The organism is Aureimonas flava (assembly GCF_003583935.1).
Taxonomy (GTDB): domain Bacteria; phylum Pseudomonadota; class Alphaproteobacteria; order Rhizobiales; family Rhizobiaceae; genus Aureimonas; species Aureimonas flava.
On sequence record NZ_QYRN01000003.1, the window covers coordinates 209,330 to 227,328 of the forward strand.

General features: G+C 71.0%; 16 protein-coding genes and 1 riboswitch. Of the genes, 4 read left to right on the top strand and 12 right to left on the bottom strand.

Features of this window, described 5'->3' with window-relative positions:
* The first annotated feature begins 81 nt into the window (after positions 1-81).
* Positions 82-186, top strand: a riboswitch (SAM-I-IV-variant riboswitch).
* 45 nt (positions 187-231) lie between these two features.
* Positions 232-579, top strand: coding sequence for a hypothetical protein (locus tag D3218_RS06640; RefSeq protein WP_119539125.1), 348 nt, complete (start codon positions 232-234; stop codon positions 577-579).
* Between the two features lie 9 nt (positions 580-588).
* Here D3218_RS06640 and D3218_RS06645 read toward each other — a convergent pair whose 3' ends face one another.
* Entirely contained in the window at positions 589-1,449 is an 861-nt protein-coding gene (locus D3218_RS06645) for a DMT family transporter (protein ID WP_119539126.1), read from the bottom strand.
* Positions 1,450-1,572: 123 nt separating this feature from the next.
* Here D3218_RS06645 and D3218_RS06650 point away from each other — a divergent pair, with 123 nt between their 5' ends.
* Positions 1,573-3,000 carry an aminotransferase-like domain-containing protein gene (locus D3218_RS06650; protein ID WP_119539127.1) on the top strand — a complete coding sequence of 476 codons (1,428 nt, stop codon included), beginning with the start codon at positions 1,573-1,575 and terminating at the stop codon, positions 2,998-3,000.
* Here the strand turns inward: D3218_RS06650 and D3218_RS06655 are convergent.
* The 4 genes from D3218_RS06655 to iolG form a co-directional block, all read right to left on the bottom strand.
* Positions 2,976-4,682, bottom strand: coding sequence for a putative bifunctional diguanylate cyclase/phosphodiesterase (locus D3218_RS06655; RefSeq protein WP_168990429.1), 1,707 nt, complete (start codon positions 4,680-4,682; stop codon positions 2,976-2,978). The genes D3218_RS06650 and D3218_RS06655 overlap by 25 nt on opposite strands.
* Positions 4,683-4,886: 204 nt before the next feature.
* Positions 4,887-6,323: an NAD(P)(+) transhydrogenase (Re/Si-specific) subunit beta gene (locus D3218_RS06660; protein ID WP_119539129.1), complete on the bottom strand. Its 1,437-nt coding sequence runs from the start codon at positions 6,321-6,323 to the stop codon at positions 4,887-4,889.
* 16 nt (positions 6,324-6,339) lie between these two features.
* Positions 6,340-7,908 carry a Re/Si-specific NAD(P)(+) transhydrogenase subunit alpha gene (locus D3218_RS06665; RefSeq protein ID WP_119539130.1) on the bottom strand — a complete coding sequence of 523 codons (1,569 nt, stop codon included), beginning with the start codon at positions 7,906-7,908 and terminating at the stop codon, positions 6,340-6,342.
* Positions 7,909-7,982: 74 nt separating this feature from the next.
* A complete protein-coding gene (gene iolG / locus D3218_RS06670) occupies positions 7,983-8,978 on the bottom strand; it encodes an inositol 2-dehydrogenase (RefSeq protein WP_119539131.1) in 996 nt (331 codons plus the stop codon).
* 176 nt (positions 8,979-9,154) lie between these two features.
* On the opposite strand from iolG, the gene pcaQ reads away from it, so the two are divergent.
* Positions 9,155-10,078, top strand: a complete 924-nt coding sequence (gene pcaQ, locus D3218_RS06675) for a pca operon transcription factor PcaQ (protein WP_119539132.1) — start codon at positions 9,155-9,157, stop codon at positions 10,076-10,078.
* A gap of 10 nt (positions 10,079-10,088) precedes the next feature.
* Here the strand turns inward: pcaQ and D3218_RS06680 are convergent, their stop codons facing one another.
* From D3218_RS06680 to D3218_RS06705, 6 genes are all read right to left on the bottom strand, one after another.
* Complete coding sequence (locus D3218_RS06680; RefSeq protein WP_119539324.1) at positions 10,089-10,799, bottom strand: ABC transporter ATP-binding protein; 711 nt, start codon at positions 10,797-10,799, stop codon at positions 10,089-10,091.
* Positions 10,780-11,544, bottom strand: coding sequence for an ABC transporter ATP-binding protein (locus D3218_RS06685; RefSeq protein WP_119539133.1), 765 nt, complete (start codon positions 11,542-11,544; stop codon positions 10,780-10,782). The genes D3218_RS06680 and D3218_RS06685 overlap by 20 nt, the downstream gene beginning before the upstream one ends.
* Positions 11,541-12,539, bottom strand: a complete 999-nt coding sequence (locus tag D3218_RS06690; RefSeq protein ID WP_119539134.1) for a branched-chain amino acid ABC transporter permease — start codon at positions 12,537-12,539, stop codon at positions 11,541-11,543. The genes D3218_RS06685 and D3218_RS06690 overlap by 4 nt, the downstream gene beginning before the upstream one ends.
* The gene (locus tag D3218_RS06695; protein ID WP_119539135.1) at positions 12,536-13,399 is read right to left on the bottom strand and encodes a branched-chain amino acid ABC transporter permease; all 864 of its coding nucleotides are present in this window, start codon (positions 13,397-13,399) and stop codon (positions 12,536-12,538) included. The genes D3218_RS06690 and D3218_RS06695 overlap by 4 nt, the downstream gene beginning before the upstream one ends.
* Positions 13,400-13,455: 56 nt before the next feature.
* On the bottom strand, positions 13,456-14,580 hold the full coding sequence (locus D3218_RS06700) for an ABC transporter substrate-binding protein (RefSeq protein ID WP_119539325.1): 1,125 nt from the start codon (positions 14,578-14,580) through the stop codon (positions 13,456-13,458).
* 216 nt (positions 14,581-14,796) lie between these two features.
* The gene (locus D3218_RS06705; RefSeq protein WP_119539136.1) at positions 14,797-15,684 is read right to left on the bottom strand and encodes a helix-turn-helix domain-containing protein; all 888 of its coding nucleotides are present in this window, start codon (positions 15,682-15,684) and stop codon (positions 14,797-14,799) included.
* 150 nt (positions 15,685-15,834) lie between these two features.
* Between D3218_RS06705 and pobA the strand changes: the two genes are divergently transcribed.
* Complete coding sequence (gene pobA, locus D3218_RS06710; protein WP_119539137.1) at positions 15,835-17,007, top strand: 4-hydroxybenzoate 3-monooxygenase; 1,173 nt, start codon at positions 15,835-15,837, stop codon at positions 17,005-17,007.
* A 27-nt stretch (positions 17,008-17,034) separates the two neighbouring features.
* On the opposite strand, the gene D3218_RS06715 is transcribed toward pobA, so the two are convergent.
* Positions 17,035-17,928, bottom strand: coding sequence for a LysR family transcriptional regulator (locus D3218_RS06715; protein ID WP_119539326.1), 894 nt, complete (start codon positions 17,926-17,928; stop codon positions 17,035-17,037).
* Between the last annotated feature and the right edge of the window lie 71 nt (positions 17,929-17,999).

The following is a 17,999-nucleotide window of genomic DNA, read 5'->3' on the forward strand; positions in this document are numbered from 1 at the left end:
TCTGCCGCAGCGCGCCTCGCGGTCAAGTGATGCGGACGCGAGGCGGCGAGTTGAAACGCTTCGCGCGAAATGCTAGGTCGGCCCCAGCATCAAGAGTTGGACCGTTGTCCAACGCCAACCTGCCGTCCGGGCAAGGTGGCGCTCCGCAAGGAGGATGTGGCCGAAGCGGCAACCAAACGGAGCCCCGCCATGTCTTGCGCATCGATCCAGTCGCAGCCGCCGGAGACATGCATGCCGTTCCAGCCCTCCCTTCCGTCGCACCCGCTCGCGGGCACCGGCGTCGAGCGCCGTTTCCTGGGCCTGTCTCGTCATCCCGGCACCGGCCACGCGCGGCGGCCGGGCGAGGTCTGGCTGGTGTTCCACGGCGACTGGACCGGAATCTACCGGCTGGACCCGCGCGACGGGCGCACCGTCCACCTGGAGCGGGCGCTCGACGGCGACCGCCGCCGCGACGCGGCGCTCTGGGCGGTGGAAACCTTCAAGCTCGCCCCGGCGGAGCGCGCCGACGCGCGCGTCCTGACGGCCGCCAACCATCCCGGCGCGGCGGATGCGGCGCCGGAACGGCGCATCGGCGCCTGACGGCGGTCGTCAGGCGAAGCGGCGCGCGCCCGCGACGCAGGCCACCACGCCGAGCGTCGCCGCGACCATGCCGGGCGCCACGGGCTCGCCGAGGAGCAGGCCCGCCAGACCGAGGCCGAAGAACGGCTGGAGAAGCTGCAACTGTCCGACGCCCGCGATGCCGCCCAGCGCCAGGCCGCGATACCAGAACACGAAGCCGACCAGCATCGAGAACACCGACACGTAGGCAAGGCCCGCCCAGGCCGGCGCGCCGATCGCTCCCCATCCCGCCGGCATCGTCAGGAGCGCCAGCACGGCCATCGGCGGCAGGGCCAGCACCAGCGCCCACGAGATGACCTGCCAGCCGCCGAGGCGCCGCGAAAGGCCGGCGCCTTCCGCATAGCCGAGCCCGCAGGCCAGCACCGCCGCCACCATCAGGAGATCTCCGTGCAGCGATGCGCGGCCGCCCTGATGGAGCGCGAAGCCGCAGACCAGCGCCGCGCCCGCGCAGGCGAAGAGCCAGAAGGCCGGCTTCGGCCGCTCGCCGCCTCGCAACACGCCGAACAGGGCGGTGGCGAGCGGCAGCAGGCCGATGAACACGATCGAATGGGCCGAGGTCACGTGCTGGAGCGCCAGCGCGGTGAGGAGCGGAAAGCCCACCACGACGCCGAGCGCCACCACGGCCAGCGCCGGAAGATCGGCGCGGGCCGGCCGGCCCTGGCGCAGGACGGCAAGGAAGGACACGGCCAGGACCGCGGCGATCACGGCACGCGCCGACGTCAGGAACAGGGGCGAGAAGCCGCCCACCGCCAGACGCGTCGCCGGCAGCGACCCGCTGAAGATGACCACCCCGAGGAGCCCGCTGCCCCAGCCCGGCATCGAATTGCGCATGGATCCCGACACTCCTTCCGAACGCCCGACGCATACGCGCCGCCCCCTGGCGCGGCCAGCGACGCCGCCGTACGATCGAGCCGAACCGTATGGGTTCGCAGGGCAGTACGGATGGGGCGGTCCATGGAGAAGGGAGCACGCGGTGGGCGTACCGGCGCGGTGATGGCGACGATCCGGGGCCGGATCGCAGCCGGCGCGCTCGTCGCCGGCGACCGGCTTCCCTCGATCCGGGGCCTTGCCGCCGGCATGGGTGTGTCGCCCTCCACCGTGGCCGAGGCCTACGAGCGGCTGGCGGCCGAGGGCCTGGTGCGCGCCCGGCCGGGCTCCGGCGTCTTCGTGGCGCGCACGGCGGCGCCCCTGCCGCTGGCCCCGCCGGGTGGACGCATGGAGCGGGCGATCGACCCGTTCTGGGTGTCGCGCCAGTCGCTGGACGCCGATCCGGCCGCGCTGAAACCCGGTTGCGGCTGGCTGCCCGCGGACTGGCTGCCGACCGAGGCAATCCGGCGGGCGCTACGAGGGGCGGCCCGCGCGCCCGAGGCGGTGCTGACCGACTACGGGACGGCGCAGGGATCGCTTCCCCTGCGCCGACTGCTCGCCCGGCAGTTCGCAGCCGAAGGGCTGGACGTCGGTCCCGACGCCGTCCTCCTCACCGCCTCGGGCACGCAGGGGCTCGACCTCGTGTGCCGCCTGTTGCTGCGCCCCGGCGACACGGTGCTGGTGGACGATCCCTGCTACTTCAATTTCCGCGCCCTGCTGGCCGCCCATCGCGTCGCGGTGGCGGGTGTGCCGATGACGCCGGCGGGGCCCGACCCCGTGCGCTTCGCCGATCTCGCCGATCGGCACCGTCCCCGCCTCTACGTCACCAACGCGGCGATCCACAACCCGACCGGTGCGAGCCTCTCGCCGGCCGTCGCGCACCGCATCCTGGCGGCCGCGGCCGCCCACGACATGACCATCGTCGAGGACGAGATCTTCGCCGACTTCGAGCCCGAGCCGTCGCCCCGGCTCGCGACCCTCGACGGGCTGGAGCGTGTGCTGCGCATCGGCTCCTTCTCCAAGACGCTGTCCGCTTCCGTGCGCTGCGGCTACGTCGCGGCGCGGTCGGACTGGATCGAGGGGCTGATCGACCTCCAGATCGCGACGAACTTCGCGGCCGCCGGTCCGCTCGCCGCCGCGATCGTGCACGAGACCCTGTCCGGCGGGGGCTACCGCCGGCACATGGAGGCGCTGCGCCGCCGTCTGGCGCGCGCGCGGCGCGACGTGGGCGGGCGGCTGGAGGAGATCGGGTTCCGGCCGTGGACCGTTCCGCGCGGCGGCTTCAACCTCTGGTGCGAGCTGCCCGACGGGCGCGACGCGGCCTCACTGGCGCGCTTCGCCGCCGAGGCGGGCGTGATCCTGGCGCCCGGCGACGTGTTCAGCCCGTCGGGCGGCGCGGGCGCGTTCATGCGCTTCAACGCGGCCCAGATGTCGGACGAGCGCGTATGGGCGACGCTCGCGCGGGGGCTGGCGCGGCCGGACGACGAGGATCAGACCGCCGCGCGTCGATCCTGATCGCCGTAGCGGCTGAGCGCATGGAAGGTGCGCGCCGTGACCGGGCGGCTGTAGAGGTAGCCCTGCCCCATGCCGCAGCCCTGGGACAGCATGAGCGCGTGGTGCTCCAGCGTCTCGATGCCCTCGGCGATGACCTCGATGCCGAGCCCGTCGGCCATGTGCACCAGCGCCTGCGTGATCGACCGGTCCTTCTGGCAGACGTCGGCGCCGCTGACGAAGGAGCGGTCGATCTTGATCTTGCTGACCGGATAGTGGCGCAGCATGCTGAGCGAGGCGAAGCCCGTGCCGAAGTCGTCGAAGGCGAGGCCGACGCCGAGGTCGCGCAGGCGATTGAGCTGTCTCAGGATCCGCTCGTCGGATTTCAGGATCGTGTTCTCGGTGATCTCGAGTTCCAGGGCGTCCGGGGCGAGGTCGTGTCGTGCAAGAGCGCGCGTCACCTCGGACACGATGTCGCCGGACTTGAACTGCAGCGCGAAGAGGTTGACCGCGACACGGAACCCGGGAAACACCGTGGCGCGCCATTCGGCCGTCTGGCGGCAGGCCTCGTCGATGATCCAGGCGCCGACCGACATGGCGAGCGCGTCGGTCTCGAGCAGGGGCAGGAAGGCGCCGGGCGCCAGGACGCCGCGCACGGGGTGGTTCCAGCGCAGAAGCGCCTCCGCGCCGCACAGCTTGCCGTCGCCCAGCATGACCTGGGGCTGATAGTACAGCTCGAACTGGCCGCCGGCCCAGGCCGAGGCGAGTTCGGCACGGGCCAGCCCCTTCTCCATGATCCGCAGCCGGAGGTCGGACGTGAAGAGCTGCGTGCGCCCGCGCCCGCCGCGCTTGGCCTTGTAGAGCGCGAGGTCGGCGTCGGCGAGGAGTTCGGCGGGAAGCGAGCCGTTCGCCGAACAGGCGACGCCGATGCCGGCGCTGACGGTCACCATCGCGTCGTCGATCGTTATCGCCTGCTCGATCGCGTCGATCAGCGTTTCCCCGAGCCAGACCCCGTCCATGGGGTTGGCGACGCCCTCGATCAGGACCACGAACTCGTCGCCCCCCATGCGCGCCACGAAATGCCCCGCAAGGATGTGGGCGCGCAGTCGCCGGGCGACTTCCGCAAGGATTAGGTCGCCGGCAAGGTGACCCAAGGTGTCGTTGACCTCCTTGAACCCGTCGAGGTCGATCAGAAGCAGCGTGACGCTCCGTTCCGCCTCGGCGATCTCGGCGAGGTGGGCGTCGAGACTGGCGCGGTTGGCCAGGCCCGTGAGCGCGTCGATCATGGCGGCGTTGCGAAGGGTCTCCTCCGCGCGGTGCCGCTCGCTGGCGTCGCGCAGGATCGCGCCGAGGCGCGGCATGCCACCCTCCGTCCACCGCGACAGCGACAGCTCGACCGGGACCTGAACGCCGTCCCTGCGGATAGCCCGGAGGCAGACCGGGCGGTCTGCCGGTGCGGAGGCCACGTTCGGCACGACGAGTTCGAGAGACCGGCCGACCGCTTCGCCCGCGCTATAGCCCAGCAGACGCTCGGCGCCGGCGTTCCAGGCCAGGATGACGTAGTTCGCGTCCGTAGCGAGGATGCCGTCCGGCGAGGCGGCGGCGATCTGCTCGAAACCGGCACCGGGCGCGGGGCACCGCGCGCGGTCGACGTCGTCGTAGGGGCGGTCGACCGAAGCCGGGGTCGTGCCGGAATTGAATGCCATCGTAGCCACATGCGATGCAATGCACGAAACGAGGCATGCATAGCCGGCAAGCGTAAAGAAATAGCAGATATGGCGCGCGTCCATATCCTGCCGTCCAACGGCCAGGTATGCATGCCGATGGCCGAACGGCAAACGGGCCGGCGCCCTGAGGCGGCCGGCCCGTTTGAGGCAGAGTGCGGGCGCGGCGCGTCCGGCCGGCCGGCGTCAGCCGATCTGCTTGAGCAGCTCGTCGACCGACTTCTTGGCGTCGCCGTAGAACATGCGCGTGTTCTCCTTGTAGAAGAGCGGGTTCTCGATGCCGGAATATCCGGTGCCCTGCCCGCGCTTCGACACGATCACGCGCCGCGCCTTCCAGACCTCGATCACCGGCATGCCGGCGATCGGCGAGTTCGGATCCTCCTCCGCCGCCGGATTGACGATGTCGTTGGCGCCGATGACGATTGCAACATCCGTCGAGGGGAAATCCTCGTTGATCTCGTCCATCTCCAGAACGATGTCGTAGGGGACCTTGGCCTCGGCGAGCAGCACGTTCATGTGGCCCGGCAGGCGCCCGGCCACCGGGTGGATGGCGAAGCGTACGGTCTTGCCCTTGGCGCGCAGGCGGCGGGTCAGCTCCGAGATCGAGCCCTGCGCCTGCGCGACGGCCAGCCCGTAGCCCGGCACGATGACGATGGAGTCCGCCTCGTCCAGCGCCTGGGCGACGCCGTCCGTGTCGATCGCCACCTGCTCGCCCGTGATCTCCTGGGCCGGGCCGCTCGTGCCGCCCCAGCCGCCGAGGATGACCGACACGAAGTTCCGGTTCATCGCCCGGCACATGATGTAGGAGAGGATCGCGCCCGAGGAGCCGACCAGCGCACCCGTGACGATCAGGAGATCGTTGCCGAGCGTGAAGCCGATGGCGGCCGCCGCCCAGCCGGAATAGCTGTTCAGCATCGACACGACCACCGGCATGTCGGCGCCGCCGATCGCCATGATGAGGTGCCAGCCGAGCGCGCCCGCGAGGATCGCGACGAGGATCAGCGTCCAGAGCCCGGCGCCGTTGAAGTAAAGGAGGCCGAGGATCAGCGCGACCACGACGCCCGCGAGATTGATCGCATGCCGGTTGGGCAGCACCAGCGCCTTGGAATCGAGGCGGCCGGAAAGCTTGCCGTAGGCGACCACCGAGCCGGTGAAGGTCACCGCGCCGATGAACACGCCGAGGAACACCTCGACGCGCATGATGGCGAGCTCCACCGGCGTCTTGAGGGCGAGCGTGGCGGCGAAGCCTGTCAGGAGGTCGCCCGAGCCGTCGGCCAGGGCCCGCGCCACATGCGCCGCCTCGATGTCGGCGTTAAAGCCGATGAACACGGCCGCCAGCCCCACGAAGGAATGCAGCGCGGCCACGAGTTCGGGCATCTGCGTCATCTGCACGCGGCCCGCGAGCCAGGCGCCGACGAGGCCGCCGACGACCACCAGCGGCACCACGAGCCAGATCGCACCGACGGCGGGACCGGTGATCGTGGCGAACACGGCGAGCGCCATGCCGACGATGCCGTACCAGACGGCGCGCTTGGCGCTTTCCTGGTTCGACAGGCCGCCGAGCGAAAGGATGAAGAGGATGGAGGCGACGATATAGGACGCGCCGACGAGACCATAGCTCATGTGATCGGCTCCCCGCTCAGCTCTTCTGGAACATCTTGAGCATCCGGCGCGTCACCATGAACCCGCCGAAGATGTTGACCGACGCCATCAGGATGGCGAGGCCGGCGAGGATCGAGACGAGCCAGCCCGTGGTGCCGACCTGCAGGAGGGCCCCGAGGATGATGATCGAGGACACCGCGTTGGTGACCGCCATCAGCGGCGTATGCAGCGCGTGGCTGACGTTCCAGATCACGTGGTAGCCGACGAAGCAGGACAAGGCGAAGACCACGAAGTGCTGGAGGAAGCTCGGAGGGGCCGTCAGACCGATCAGCATCAGGAGCACCGCGCCCGCCGCCAGGAGCGCGATCTGGCGCTGGCCGGACTTGCGCGCCTCGGCTGCCTCGCGCGCCGCCTTCTGGGCCGACGTCTCCTCCACCGCCTTCTTCGGCGCCTGCCGGGCGATGGCCTGGATCTTGGGCGGCGGAGGCGGATAGGTGATCTCGCCGGCGTGCGTGACCGTGGCGCCGCGGATCACGTCGTCCTCCATGTTCACCACCGGCACGCCGTCCTTGTTCGGCGTCAGGTCGTCCATCATGTGGCGGACATTGGTGGCGTAGAGGGTGGAGGCCTGGGTCGCCATGCGGCTCGGATAGTCGGTGTAGCCGACGATGCGCACGCCGTTCGCCGTTTCCACGATCTCGTCGGGCACGGTGAGGTCGCAGTTGCCGCCGCGCTCGGCGGCGAGGTCCACGACCACCGAGCCCGGCTTCATCAGGGCGACCATGTCCTCCAGCCAGAGCTTCGGGGCGTCGCGGCCGGGGATCAGCGCGGTGGTGACCACAATGTCGACCTCGGGCGCCTGGGCGCGGAAGAGCTCGAGCTGCTTGGCGCGGAACTCGGGGCTGGACGGGGCCGCATAGCCGCCCGTCGCCGCACCGTCGGCGGCCTCGGCGAAATCCAGGAACAGGAACTCGGCACCCATCGACTGGATCTGCTCGGCGACCTCGGGCCGCACGTCGAAGGCGCGCACCTGGGCACCCAGCGACTGCGCCGTGCCGATGGCGGCAAGGCCCGCGACCCCGGCCCCGATCACCAGCACGCGCGCCGGCGGCACCTTGCCGGCGGCCGTGATCTGGCCGGTGAAGAAGCGGCCGAACTGGTTGCCGGCCTCGATCACCGCGCGGTAGCCGGCGATGTTGGCCATGGAGGACAGGGCGTCCATCTTCTGCGCGCGGCTGATGCGCGGCACCATATCCATCGCCAGAACGGTGGCGCCTCGGTCGCGGATGCGCTCCAGGAGGTCGGCGTTCTGCGCCGGATAGAGGAACGAGATCAGGATCTGGCCCTGCCGGACGTGCTCGACCTCGTCCGGCTCGGGCGGGCGCACCTTGGCGACGATATCGGCCTCGGCCCACAGCGCTGCGGCATCGGGAACGACGCGCGCGCCGGCCGCCTTGTAGGCCGCGTCGGAGAAGCGCGCCGCGTCGCCGGCCCCCGCCTCGACCAGGCATTCGTAGCCGAGCTTCTGCAACCGGCCGACGCTCTCGGGCGTCAGCGCGACGCGGCGCTCCCCCGCGAAGCGCTCCCTTGGAACTCCGAATTTCATGTCGATCCTCCCAACACGGTTGGACTAATGCCGCGTCGCACGGCAATTCACCAGCGATTCGGTGCCGCAGGCCCTCAGTGGGCCGGAACCTCGATCACGCGTCTCTCGGCGATGGAGCGGTTGCCCGCTTCCGCCAGTTCCAAAGCGCGCAGCCCGTCGCGGAAGGTGACGGCCGGCGGCCGGCCCGCCCAGAGGTTGGCGAAGAAGCTGACCCATTGCGCCGCGAAGGCGTCGATGTAGCGGTCCAGGAAGAAGTCCGACAGGCGGGATCGCATGTCCGTCCCGTCCGCGAGGTTGACGCGCAACTCGTCCACCAGCGGGTTCTCGGCCCGCAGCGACCCCTTTTCCCCGAAGACCTCGATGCGCTGGTCGTAGCCGAAGGCGCAGCGGCGGGTGTTGAGGATCTGGCACTGGACGCCGGAGGCCGTGCGCATCACCACGCTGATGCTGTCGTGGTCGCCGGCCTCGCCGATCGCGGGGTCCACCAGCACCGAACCCGTGGCGAAGACCTCCACCGGCTCTTCGCCCAGGATCAAGCGGGCCATGTCGAAGTCGTGGATCGTCATGTCCTTGAGGATGCCGCCGGAGCTGGCGAGATAGGAGATCGGCGCGGGCGCGGGGTCGCGGCTGATGATGGTGAGGTTCTCGATCCGGCCGATCGCCCCCTCCCCCAGTCGCTCGCGCAGACGCGCGAAGGTCCGGTCGAAGCGGCGGTTGAAGCCGATCTGGACGCGGTCGGCGGCGTCCCCGATCCGGTCCCTGCATTCCAGCGCGCGGGCCACCGAGAGATCGATCGGCTTCTCGCAGAACACGTGCTTTCCGGCGGCCACGGCGCGCACCAGATAGTCCACATGCGTGTCGGTCGGCGTGGCGATGGCGACGGCTTCGACCCGCGGGTCGACCAGTGCCGCCTCGACATCGGCATAGACCTCGCCGCCGAAGCGTCCGGCCGCGGCCTCCGCCGCCTCGCGACGGAGGTCGTAGACGCCCGCCAGTTCGGCCCCCGCGCTCCTGATGCCTCGCGCATGGACCTCCGCGATGCGACCGGCACCGAGCAATGCGACCCGCATGTGCTGCTTCCTTATCCCCGCCGGCGACCGGCCCGTTTCCACCCAAGCGCCGCGGAACGGCGCCTCCGGCGCAAGCTGTATCCATGCGCCGGGATGGGCGCAACGGCTGGCGGAGGGGGCCGTCGGTCATGTAAATTGACGATTCGAAGCGAAACCATAACCAGCGGCGATATCCGATGCTCGATCCGGCGGTCCGGCTCCGACATCTCGCGACCTTCGTCACCGTGGCGCGGGTCGGATCGGTGTCGCGCGCCGCCGAGCGGCTGCACGTCACCCAGCCGGCCGTGTCCAAGACGCTGCGCGAACTCGAGACCCTCCTGGGCGCGGCTCTGTTCGACCGGTCGCACCGAGCGGTCACACTGTCGAGCTTCGGCACCTTGTTCCTGCGGCACGCGGAGGCGGGCCTCGGCGCCTTCGACGAAGGCGCCCGGGCGCTCAAGGCGGCGCGCGACCCCGCCTCGCTGCCGCTTCGCGTCGGCGCCCTGCCGACCGTCTCCGCCCGGCTGATGCCGCAGGCCATGCAGAGGTTCCTGGCCGAGGGGCTCGGCGCGGTGCCGCGCGTCGTCACCGGGCCGAACGAGCATCTGCTGATCCAGCTTCGCGAGGGGCACCTCGACGTGGTGATCGGGCGGATGGTGGAACCGGAGACGATGGACGGTCTGGTGTTCGAGCCGCTCTATTCGGAGCCCCTGTGCCTGGCGGTGCGCGCCGGCCATCCGCTGCTCCAGGGCACGGCCTTCCGACCCGCCGCGGTGGCGGACTGCCTGGTCCTCCTGCCGCCGCCCGGATCGGTGATTCGGCCGGTGGTGGACCGGTTCCTCCTGTCGGCCGGGATTCCCGCTCCCTCGCGCGTGATCGAGACCGTGTCGCTCGCCTTCGGCCGCGCCTTCCTGCGCGACACGGACGCGGTGTGGATGATCTCGGAAGGGGTGGTGGCGCGCGACCTCGCGGAAGGGACGCTGCGCCGCCTGCCGCTCGACATGGCGACGACGATGGGGTCGGTGGGCGTCACCCGGCGCGCCGGAGCCGAGCTGCCGGCGGCGGCCGAGATCTTCCTCGCCGGCCTCAAGGAAAGCGCGCGCCTTCTGGCCGCCTCCTGAGCCGATCGGCTCAGTGCAGCGCACCGACGCCGATGAAGCGTTCCGCCAGCGCGGGGTCGAAGTCCTGCGCGCCGCCCGACCAGGCGAGCCGGCCGCGCTCCAGGATCAGCACCGTGTCGGCGAAGGCGAGCGCCGAATCGACGCGCTGCTCCACCAGGAGGATGGTCATCTCCTCGCCGGCCGCCAGCCGCCCGAAGGCCGCCATCAGCTCCTCGCAGATGATCGGCGCCAGCCCTTCCAGCGGCTCGTCCAGAAGCAGCACGCCGGGCCGGCCGAGGATGGCGCGCGCGGTCGCGAGCATCTGCTGCTCGCCGCCCGAAAGCTGGGAGCCGAGGTTGCGCCGGCGCTCCGCGAGGCGCGGGAACAGCGCGTAGGCCTCCTCGACCGCGCCGCGCTCGCGCCCCTTCAGGCCGACCCGGAGGTTCTCCTCCACGCTCAGGGAGCGGAAGATGTCGCGGCCCTGCGGCACGTAGCCGAGGCCCTTCAGCGCGCGGCGCGAGGTGAGCAGCGTTTCCAGCGCCTCGCCCCCGACGCGCAGCCGGCCGCCCCGGTGGCGGGTGAGGCCCATCAGAGTCGCGAGCAGCGTCGTCTTGCCCATGCCGTTGCGCCCGAGGATGGCGACGCGTCCGCCGGCTGGCACCGAGAACGAGACGTCCTCCAGGATCACGGTGGGCCCGTAGCCCGCCGTGAGCCCCTCGACCTCAAGCGGCAGGGCGGGCATCGGCATAGCTCCCGAGATAGGCTTCCCGCACGCCGCGGTCGGACGTGACCTCCGACGCGGGACCGGTGAAGATGACGCGGCCGGCGGCCAGGACCACGACCTCGCGCGCGAAGCGGAACACGAGGTCCATGTCGTGGTCGATCATCAGCACGGCGAGTTCGGCGGGCAGCTCGGCCAGCGCCTCCTCGATCAGGCGCGTCTCGCCCTGCGGCACGCCGGCGGCCGGCTCATCGAGGAGCAGCACCTTGGGCCGGAGTGCCAGCGCGATGGCAAGTTCCAGGAGGCGCTGTTGGCCGTAGGCGATCTCAGCCACCTGCCGCCGGCCGATCTCGGCGAGGCGCAGGCGCTCGAGAAGCTGGTCGATCTCGGCCGTCACCTCCGGCATGCGCTCGTAGTGGCCGACCATCGCCCCGGCGCGCCCCTCGCGCTGGAGGATCGCGAGCGCCAGATGTTCGCGCGCGGTCAGGTCGGGAAACAGGCGGGTCACCTGAAACGAGCGAACCAGGCCCGAGCGCACGCGCTCGGCGGTCGGCGTGCGGGTCACGTCGCGTCCGGCCAGCCGGACGCTTCCCGCATCGGGGCGCAGATGGCCGGTGACGAGGTTGATCAGCGTCGTCTTTCCGGCGCCGTTCGGCCCGATCAGCGCGGTGCGCGCGCCGGCCGGCAGCGCGAGGCTCACCCCGTCGGTCACCGCGAGGCCACCGAACCGCTTGCGAAGGTCGCGGATCTCCAGGAGCGCGCTCATCGACCCCGCCTCCCGATCCACGAGGCGAGCGAACCGTAAAGGCCGCGCGGAGCGAAGAGCACGACGAGGATCAGGAGCGCCCCCACCAGGGTAAGCCAGTGGAACGGGTTGGCCGCCGACACGACATGCTCGAACCACATGAAGACGAAGGTGCCGACCAGAGCGCCCCAGACGGTGCCCACGCCGCCGAGCACCAGCATCACCAAGGCCTCGGCCGACGTCGTGAAGGAGAGGGAATCGAGGCCGACGACGCGCGTCGACAGGGCGGCCAGCGCACCGCCGAGCCCCGCCACGAGGCCGGAGACGACGTAGAGGCGCAGGAGCACCGGGTAGACCGACCGGCCCATGGCCGCCACGCGAACCGGATCCTGCCGGATGGCGCGCACCAGGAGGCCGAACGGCGAGCGCACGAGAAGGCGGACCAGGAACACGGCGGCGACCAGGACGCCGAGCCCGAGCAGGAACCCGGTGCGCCCGAAGAGGTCGAACCGGTAGAGGCCGAACAGCGGGGCCGGCGCGATGCCGTAGAGCCCGTCCGAGCCTCCGGTCCAGCCGCTCGCCTTGTTGGCGATCTCGACGCCGAGCTGCACCATCGCGATCGACAGCACGAGCTGGGGCAAGCCGTGCGCGCGCAGGATCACCGCGCCCGAGACGAGGCCGGCGAGCGCGCCGCTGAGCGCGCCCACCAGGAGCAGGAGCAGCGGGTCGGACAGGCCGAAATGCACCGCCGCGATGCCGGCGCCGTAGGCGCCCGCGCCGAACAGGGCGGCGTGGCCGAGCGTCGCGACGCCGCCCTGCCCGGTGACGAGCTCCAACGAGAGCGCAAGGAGAGCGAGCGCCATCAGCCCGGTGAGGAAGCTGAGGCTGGTCGGAAACAGCCAGTAGCAGGCGAGGCCGACCGCGAGGACGGCGAGCGTGCCGAGGCAGTCCGCGAGGAAGCCCGTGCGGGGACGGTCGGCGCCGGAGCGCCGGGTGGGCGTGACGGCAAGGGTCATGCGGCGCGCCCCATGAGGCCGCGCGGGAACACCAGGATCACCGCGATCACCGCGAGGTAGAAGAAGAACTCGCCGAAGTCCGGCATCAGGTAGCGCCCCACCGTATCCACGGCGCCGAGGAGCAGGCTGGCGAGAAGGGCACCCGGGATCGAGCCCGCGCCGCCGACGCACACCACCACCAGGAAGGTCACCATGTAGCGCAGCGCGTAATAGGGCTCGATCGGCAGCATTTCGGCACCCACCACGCCGCCGAGCGCGGCAAGCCCCGTGGCCAGCGCGAAGCTGAGGGCGTAGACACGCTCGGTGCGCACGCCGAGCGCCGCCGCCATGGACACGTTGTCCACCGCCGCGCGCAGCCGCACGCCGAAGTCGGTGCGCTCCACCAGGAACCACAAGGCGGCGGCGATGCCGAGGCCGCACAGGATGGCGAAGAGCCGGTGCGCCGAGACCGTGCGGAAGCCGAGGTCCACCGGCGCACGCAGGAGTTCGGGCAGCGGCACGACCTTCAGCGTCGGCCCGAGCAGCCAGTTGGCGACGCCGATGATGCAGAAGGTGATGCCGATGGTCATCAGGACCTGGGTGAGTTCCGGCTTGCCGTAGATCGGCCGATACAGGAGGCGCTCCAGCGGTAGCGCAAGCACCACCGTGAAGGCGACCGCCCCCGCCACCATCAGCGGGAACGGCACGCCGTAGCTCGTCCCGAGCCACGAGGCGACATAGCCGCCGACCATGGCGAAGGCGCCGTGCGCGAGGTTCACCACGCGCATCAGGCCCATGGTCAGGGACAGGCCGATCGAGATCACGAACAGCACCATGCCGTAGGCCAGGGCGTCGACGGCGATCGAGAGGACGAGTTGCATCGGATCTCCGAAACGCGGGGGGCGGCCGGCGCGCGCGAGGCGGCCGGCCGTGTGCCTCAGTTCTGCCAGCCGAGGTCCGGCGTCTTCTCGAAGCTCTGGATCTCGCGGTTGAAGAACGTGCCGTCCTCGGCCTTGGCCACCTCGCGCAGGTAGATCGTCTGCGTCGGCGAGCGCGTCTCGGCATCGATCGTCACGGGGCCGCGCGGGCTCTCGAAGCTCATGCCCTTCACCGCCTCCACCGCGGCGGCCGCGTCCTGCTCGCCGCCCGTGGCCTCGATCATGGCCGCGATCACGCGCATGCCGTCGAAGGCACCGACCGCCGGGAAGGTCAGGAGCTTCGGGTCGCCGATGGCCGAGCGCGCGGCGTCCACGAAGGCCTTGTTTTCGGGGCTGTCGTGCGCCACCGAGTAGTGGAAGGTCGTCAGGAACCCCTCGACGCTGGCGCCGAGCGCCGGGAGGTCCGATTCCTGCGTCAGGTCGCCGGGCGCCAGGAACGTGACGCCGGCTTCCTTCAGGCCGTTGTCGTTGTAGGCCCGCGCGAAGGCGAGCGTCGAGGGGCCGGACGGCAGGAAGGCGAACAGGGCGTCGGCGCCGCTCGCGCGCACCCGCTGCATGATCGGCGAGAAGTCGTTGGTGGCGAGCGGCATGCGGATCTTCTCGACCACCTGCCCGCCCGCCGCCTCGAACGCGGTCGAGAACGCCTTCTCCGCATCGGCACCGGGCCCGTAGTCGCTGACCACGGTGACCACGCGCGAAAGGCCGCGCTGGCGGGCCACCTCGGCCATCGGGGCGGAGGTCTGCGGCAGCGTGAAGGACGTGCGCACGATCAGCGGCGACTGCTTGGTGATGGCCGAGGTCGCCGCGTTGAAGATCACGAGCGGCGTGTCGGCCTCTTCTAGGAGCGGGGCGATGGCAAGCGCGTCGGGCGTGAAGTAGACGCCGGCGAGGTACTGGACCCCGTCCGACACGACGAGCTCCTGGGCGAGCGCCCGCGCGCGGGCCGGGTCGGCCGCCGGCAGGTCGCGGTAGACGACCTCGATCTCGTCGTCCCCGACGTTGCGCCCGTTCAGCGCGAACCATGCGTCGACGCCCGCCTGGAAGTTCTTCCCCTGGTTGGCGTAGGGGCCGGAGAACGGACCGATCACGCCCACCCGGATCGTGTCGGCGGCGGCGGGCGTCATCAGGAGCGCCAGGGCGGCGCCGGCCAACAGGCCGAAGTGCGGCAGACGTGTCACGACGAGGTATCCTCCCAGAACCTTCCGGCGATTGGCCAGCCCGAGCCCGTTCCGGCCCGTCCCAACTCCCGCCTATGGAGGGGAAAGGTAACCGCGAGGACGCCGCAACGTAAAATCACCTTCATCCGATCTCGTATAACCCACCGGTAATGAACTTTTCCGCTATTCCTGCGGCGTCCCGTCGGCGATGCGCCGGAACGACAGCGGACTGGCGCCGACGCGGGCCTTGAAGAAGCGGCTGAAATAGGCGGCGTCCTCGAAGCCGAGGCGATAGGCGACCTGCGCGACCGGAAGTGCCGTGTAGGCCAGAAGGCGCTTCGCCTCGATCAAGCGTCGGTCCTGGACGAGCCGCGAGGGCGAGCGGCCCGTGACCGACCGGCAGGCCCGCGCCAGATGCGACGCAGACACCCCCGCCTCGCGCGCGTAGTCCGCGAGCGACCGCGCCGTTCCGAAGCCGCCCTCCACCGCGTCCAGAAAACGGCGGACGATCGGCACCAGGGAAGGCGTGTCGTCCTCGCGCCCGTCCTCGCCGCGTGGGTTGGTCCGCCGATGAACCCACAAGGCCAGCAGCGCCGCTCGCGCGCACAGGCTCGCCTCGCGTCCCGCCGCGACGGTCTGGTAGTCCCGCAGCAGCGTCGCGCACAGGAACCGCGCCTCCTGCCACTCCTCCGCCGGCAGATCGCCGACCACGCTGCGGAAGGCGCCGAGACGCTGGAGAACGGCCGGCGCCAGCGCGAGGCCGGAGCGCAGCAGGTTCGCCGGCACGCTGACCACGGTGCCGACCGTGCCGGGAGCGAAGTCGTAGGCGTGGACCACCAGCGGCGGAACCCAGGCGAGCGCGGGCGCCGGCAAGGGGATGCGCCGCCCTTCCGCCGTGGCCATCGCATGCCCCTCGGCCACCAGCAGCGCCTGGAACAGGTGCGAATGGCGATGCGGCGCGATGCGCCAGTCGAGATGCGACGAACGGCTGGAGATCGTTTCGGCGTGGACGCCCGCCGGCAGCTTGCCGCCCTCGGCTTCGCCGTAGAGCGCATAGACCGGTATCGACATGGAGGCTTGCGGCAACGAAGCGGATCCCGGCGCGCGATTTGTCCAAGTCTTTGCCCGAACGACGCCGCTGCGACAAGCACCGCCGAAGGGCTAGGATCCAATCCGGCGGCGCCAGGACGTGCCGCGGGAGGATTCCGGGAGCGCGGGAACTTGAAGACACAGGTCGTCATCGTCGGTGCCGGGCCGTCCGGGCTTCTGCTCGGCCAGCTTCTCGGGCGCGCGGGAATCGATACCGTGATCCTGGAGCGGTCGACGCGCGAGCATGTGCTCGGCCGCATTCGCGCCGGCGTCCTGGAGCGGGGCACGGTACGGCTCCTGGAAGAGGCCGGCTGCGCCGACCGCCTCCACCGCGAGGGCCAGATCCACCACGGGGTGGAACTCGCCTTCGACAACGAGCGGCTCCGCCTCGACCTCGCTGCGCTGACCGGGGGCGCCCACGTCACGGTCTACGGCCAGACCGAGGTGACGCGCGACCTGATGGAGGCGCGCGCGGCCGCCGGCTGGCCCACCGTGTTCGAGGCCGCCGACGTCAGGATCGAGGATGCCGCGACGACGCGCCCCCGCGTGTCGTTCGAGCAGGAGGGCGTTCGGCACGAGGTCGCATGCGACTTCGTGGCCGCCTGCGACGGCTACCATGGCGTCGGTCGCCGGTCGGTGCCGGCCGAGGCGCTGCGGACCTTCGAGAGGGTCTACCCCTTCGGCTGGCTGGGGCTCCTGGCCGACGCCCCGCCCGCGGCGGAAGAGCTCGTCTACGCGAACCATCCGCGCGGGTTCGCGCTGGCGTCGATGCGCTCCGCGACCCGGTCGCGCTACTATGTGCAGGTGTCGCTGGACGAGCGCGTGGAGGACTGGAGCGACGATCGCTTCTATCGCGAGTTGCGCGCGCGCCTGCCGGCCGATCTTGCCGCCGCCGTCACGCCGAGCCCGTCGATCGAGAAGAGCATCGCCCCGCTGCGCTCCTTCGTGGCCGAGCCGATGCGCTTCGGCCGGCTGTTCCTGGCGGGCGACGCCGCCCACATCGTGCCGCCCACCGGCGCCAAGGGGCTCAACCTCGCCCTCGGGGACGTCCACTACCTCACCGAAGGGTTCGTCGCGCACTACCGCGAAGGCAGCGATGCCGAACTCGACGCCTATTCCGCGCGCGCCCTGGCAAGGGTCTGGAAAGCTGAACGATTCTCGTGGTGGATGACGTCGGTCCTGCACCGCTTTCCCGACATGGACGCCTTCGCCCAGCGCATGCAGCGGGCGGAGTTCGACCACCTGACGGCCGTCCCGAGCGCGGCGGTCAACCTCGCGGAGAACTATGTCGGCCTGCCGTTCTGACGGCGCTCCGGGCGGCTCGACCGCGGATCAGGGCAACGCTTCGGGGGCGCAGAACCGCTGAAAGAGCTGCGAGGCGCGCGAGGCGTGCCGGTCGGGGTGGGTGAGCATGCTGAAGCCGCGCGCCGGAAGCTCGATCGGGCAGCGCGCCAAGACGCCGAGGCGCGTGAGCGGGCCGGCGGCCAGAGCGGACACCGCCGACGCGAAGGGGCCCGACTGCACCGCCGACAGGATCGCCTCGTTGGACGGCATGGTCATGATGACCTTGAGCGAGGCGATCCCGACGCCCAGTTCGACCAGCGCGGCCTCGAACTCCGAGCGCGTGCCCGAGCCGGCCTCGCGCAGGATCCACGACGAGCCCTCGGCAAGCTCGCCGGGCTCCAGTCGCTCCGCCCGCGCCCAGGGATGCTCGGGCGCCGTGACCACCCACAGCCGGTCGTCGCCGACCGGTCGGCTGGCCAGATCGGGCTCGTCGATGCCCCCTTCCACGAAGCCCACCGCTGCCCGACCCTCCAGCACCGCGCGCGAAACAGTGCGCGTGTTGCCGACCGTCAGGTGCATGTCGATGCCGGGATTGTCGGCGTGGAAGCGGGTGAGGATCGGGGGGAGCCAGTAGCTGGCGATCGTCTGGCTCGCGTAGATGGCGATCTCGCCGCTGGTCCCGTCGCCGAGATCGCGCAGCAGCAGCGACGCGCTGCGCGCGCTCGCCAGGACATCGCGCGCCTTGGCCAGAAACGCGCCGCCCGCCGCCGACAGCTCGACCCGCCGGCCGATGCGCTCGAAGAGCTGGACGCCGTGCTGCGTCTCGAGCTGCCGGATCGCCGAACTGACGGCCGAAGGGGTGAGACCGACGGCGGCGGCCGCGCGCGTCACGTGCTCGCGCTCGGCCACCGCCACGAAAACCGCAAGCTGTTCGAGCGTCATCAGGTTGTGCAATCCATTCGTACGAAACCTCAACAATTATTCGATATACTCATACAGCCGAACTGACTACC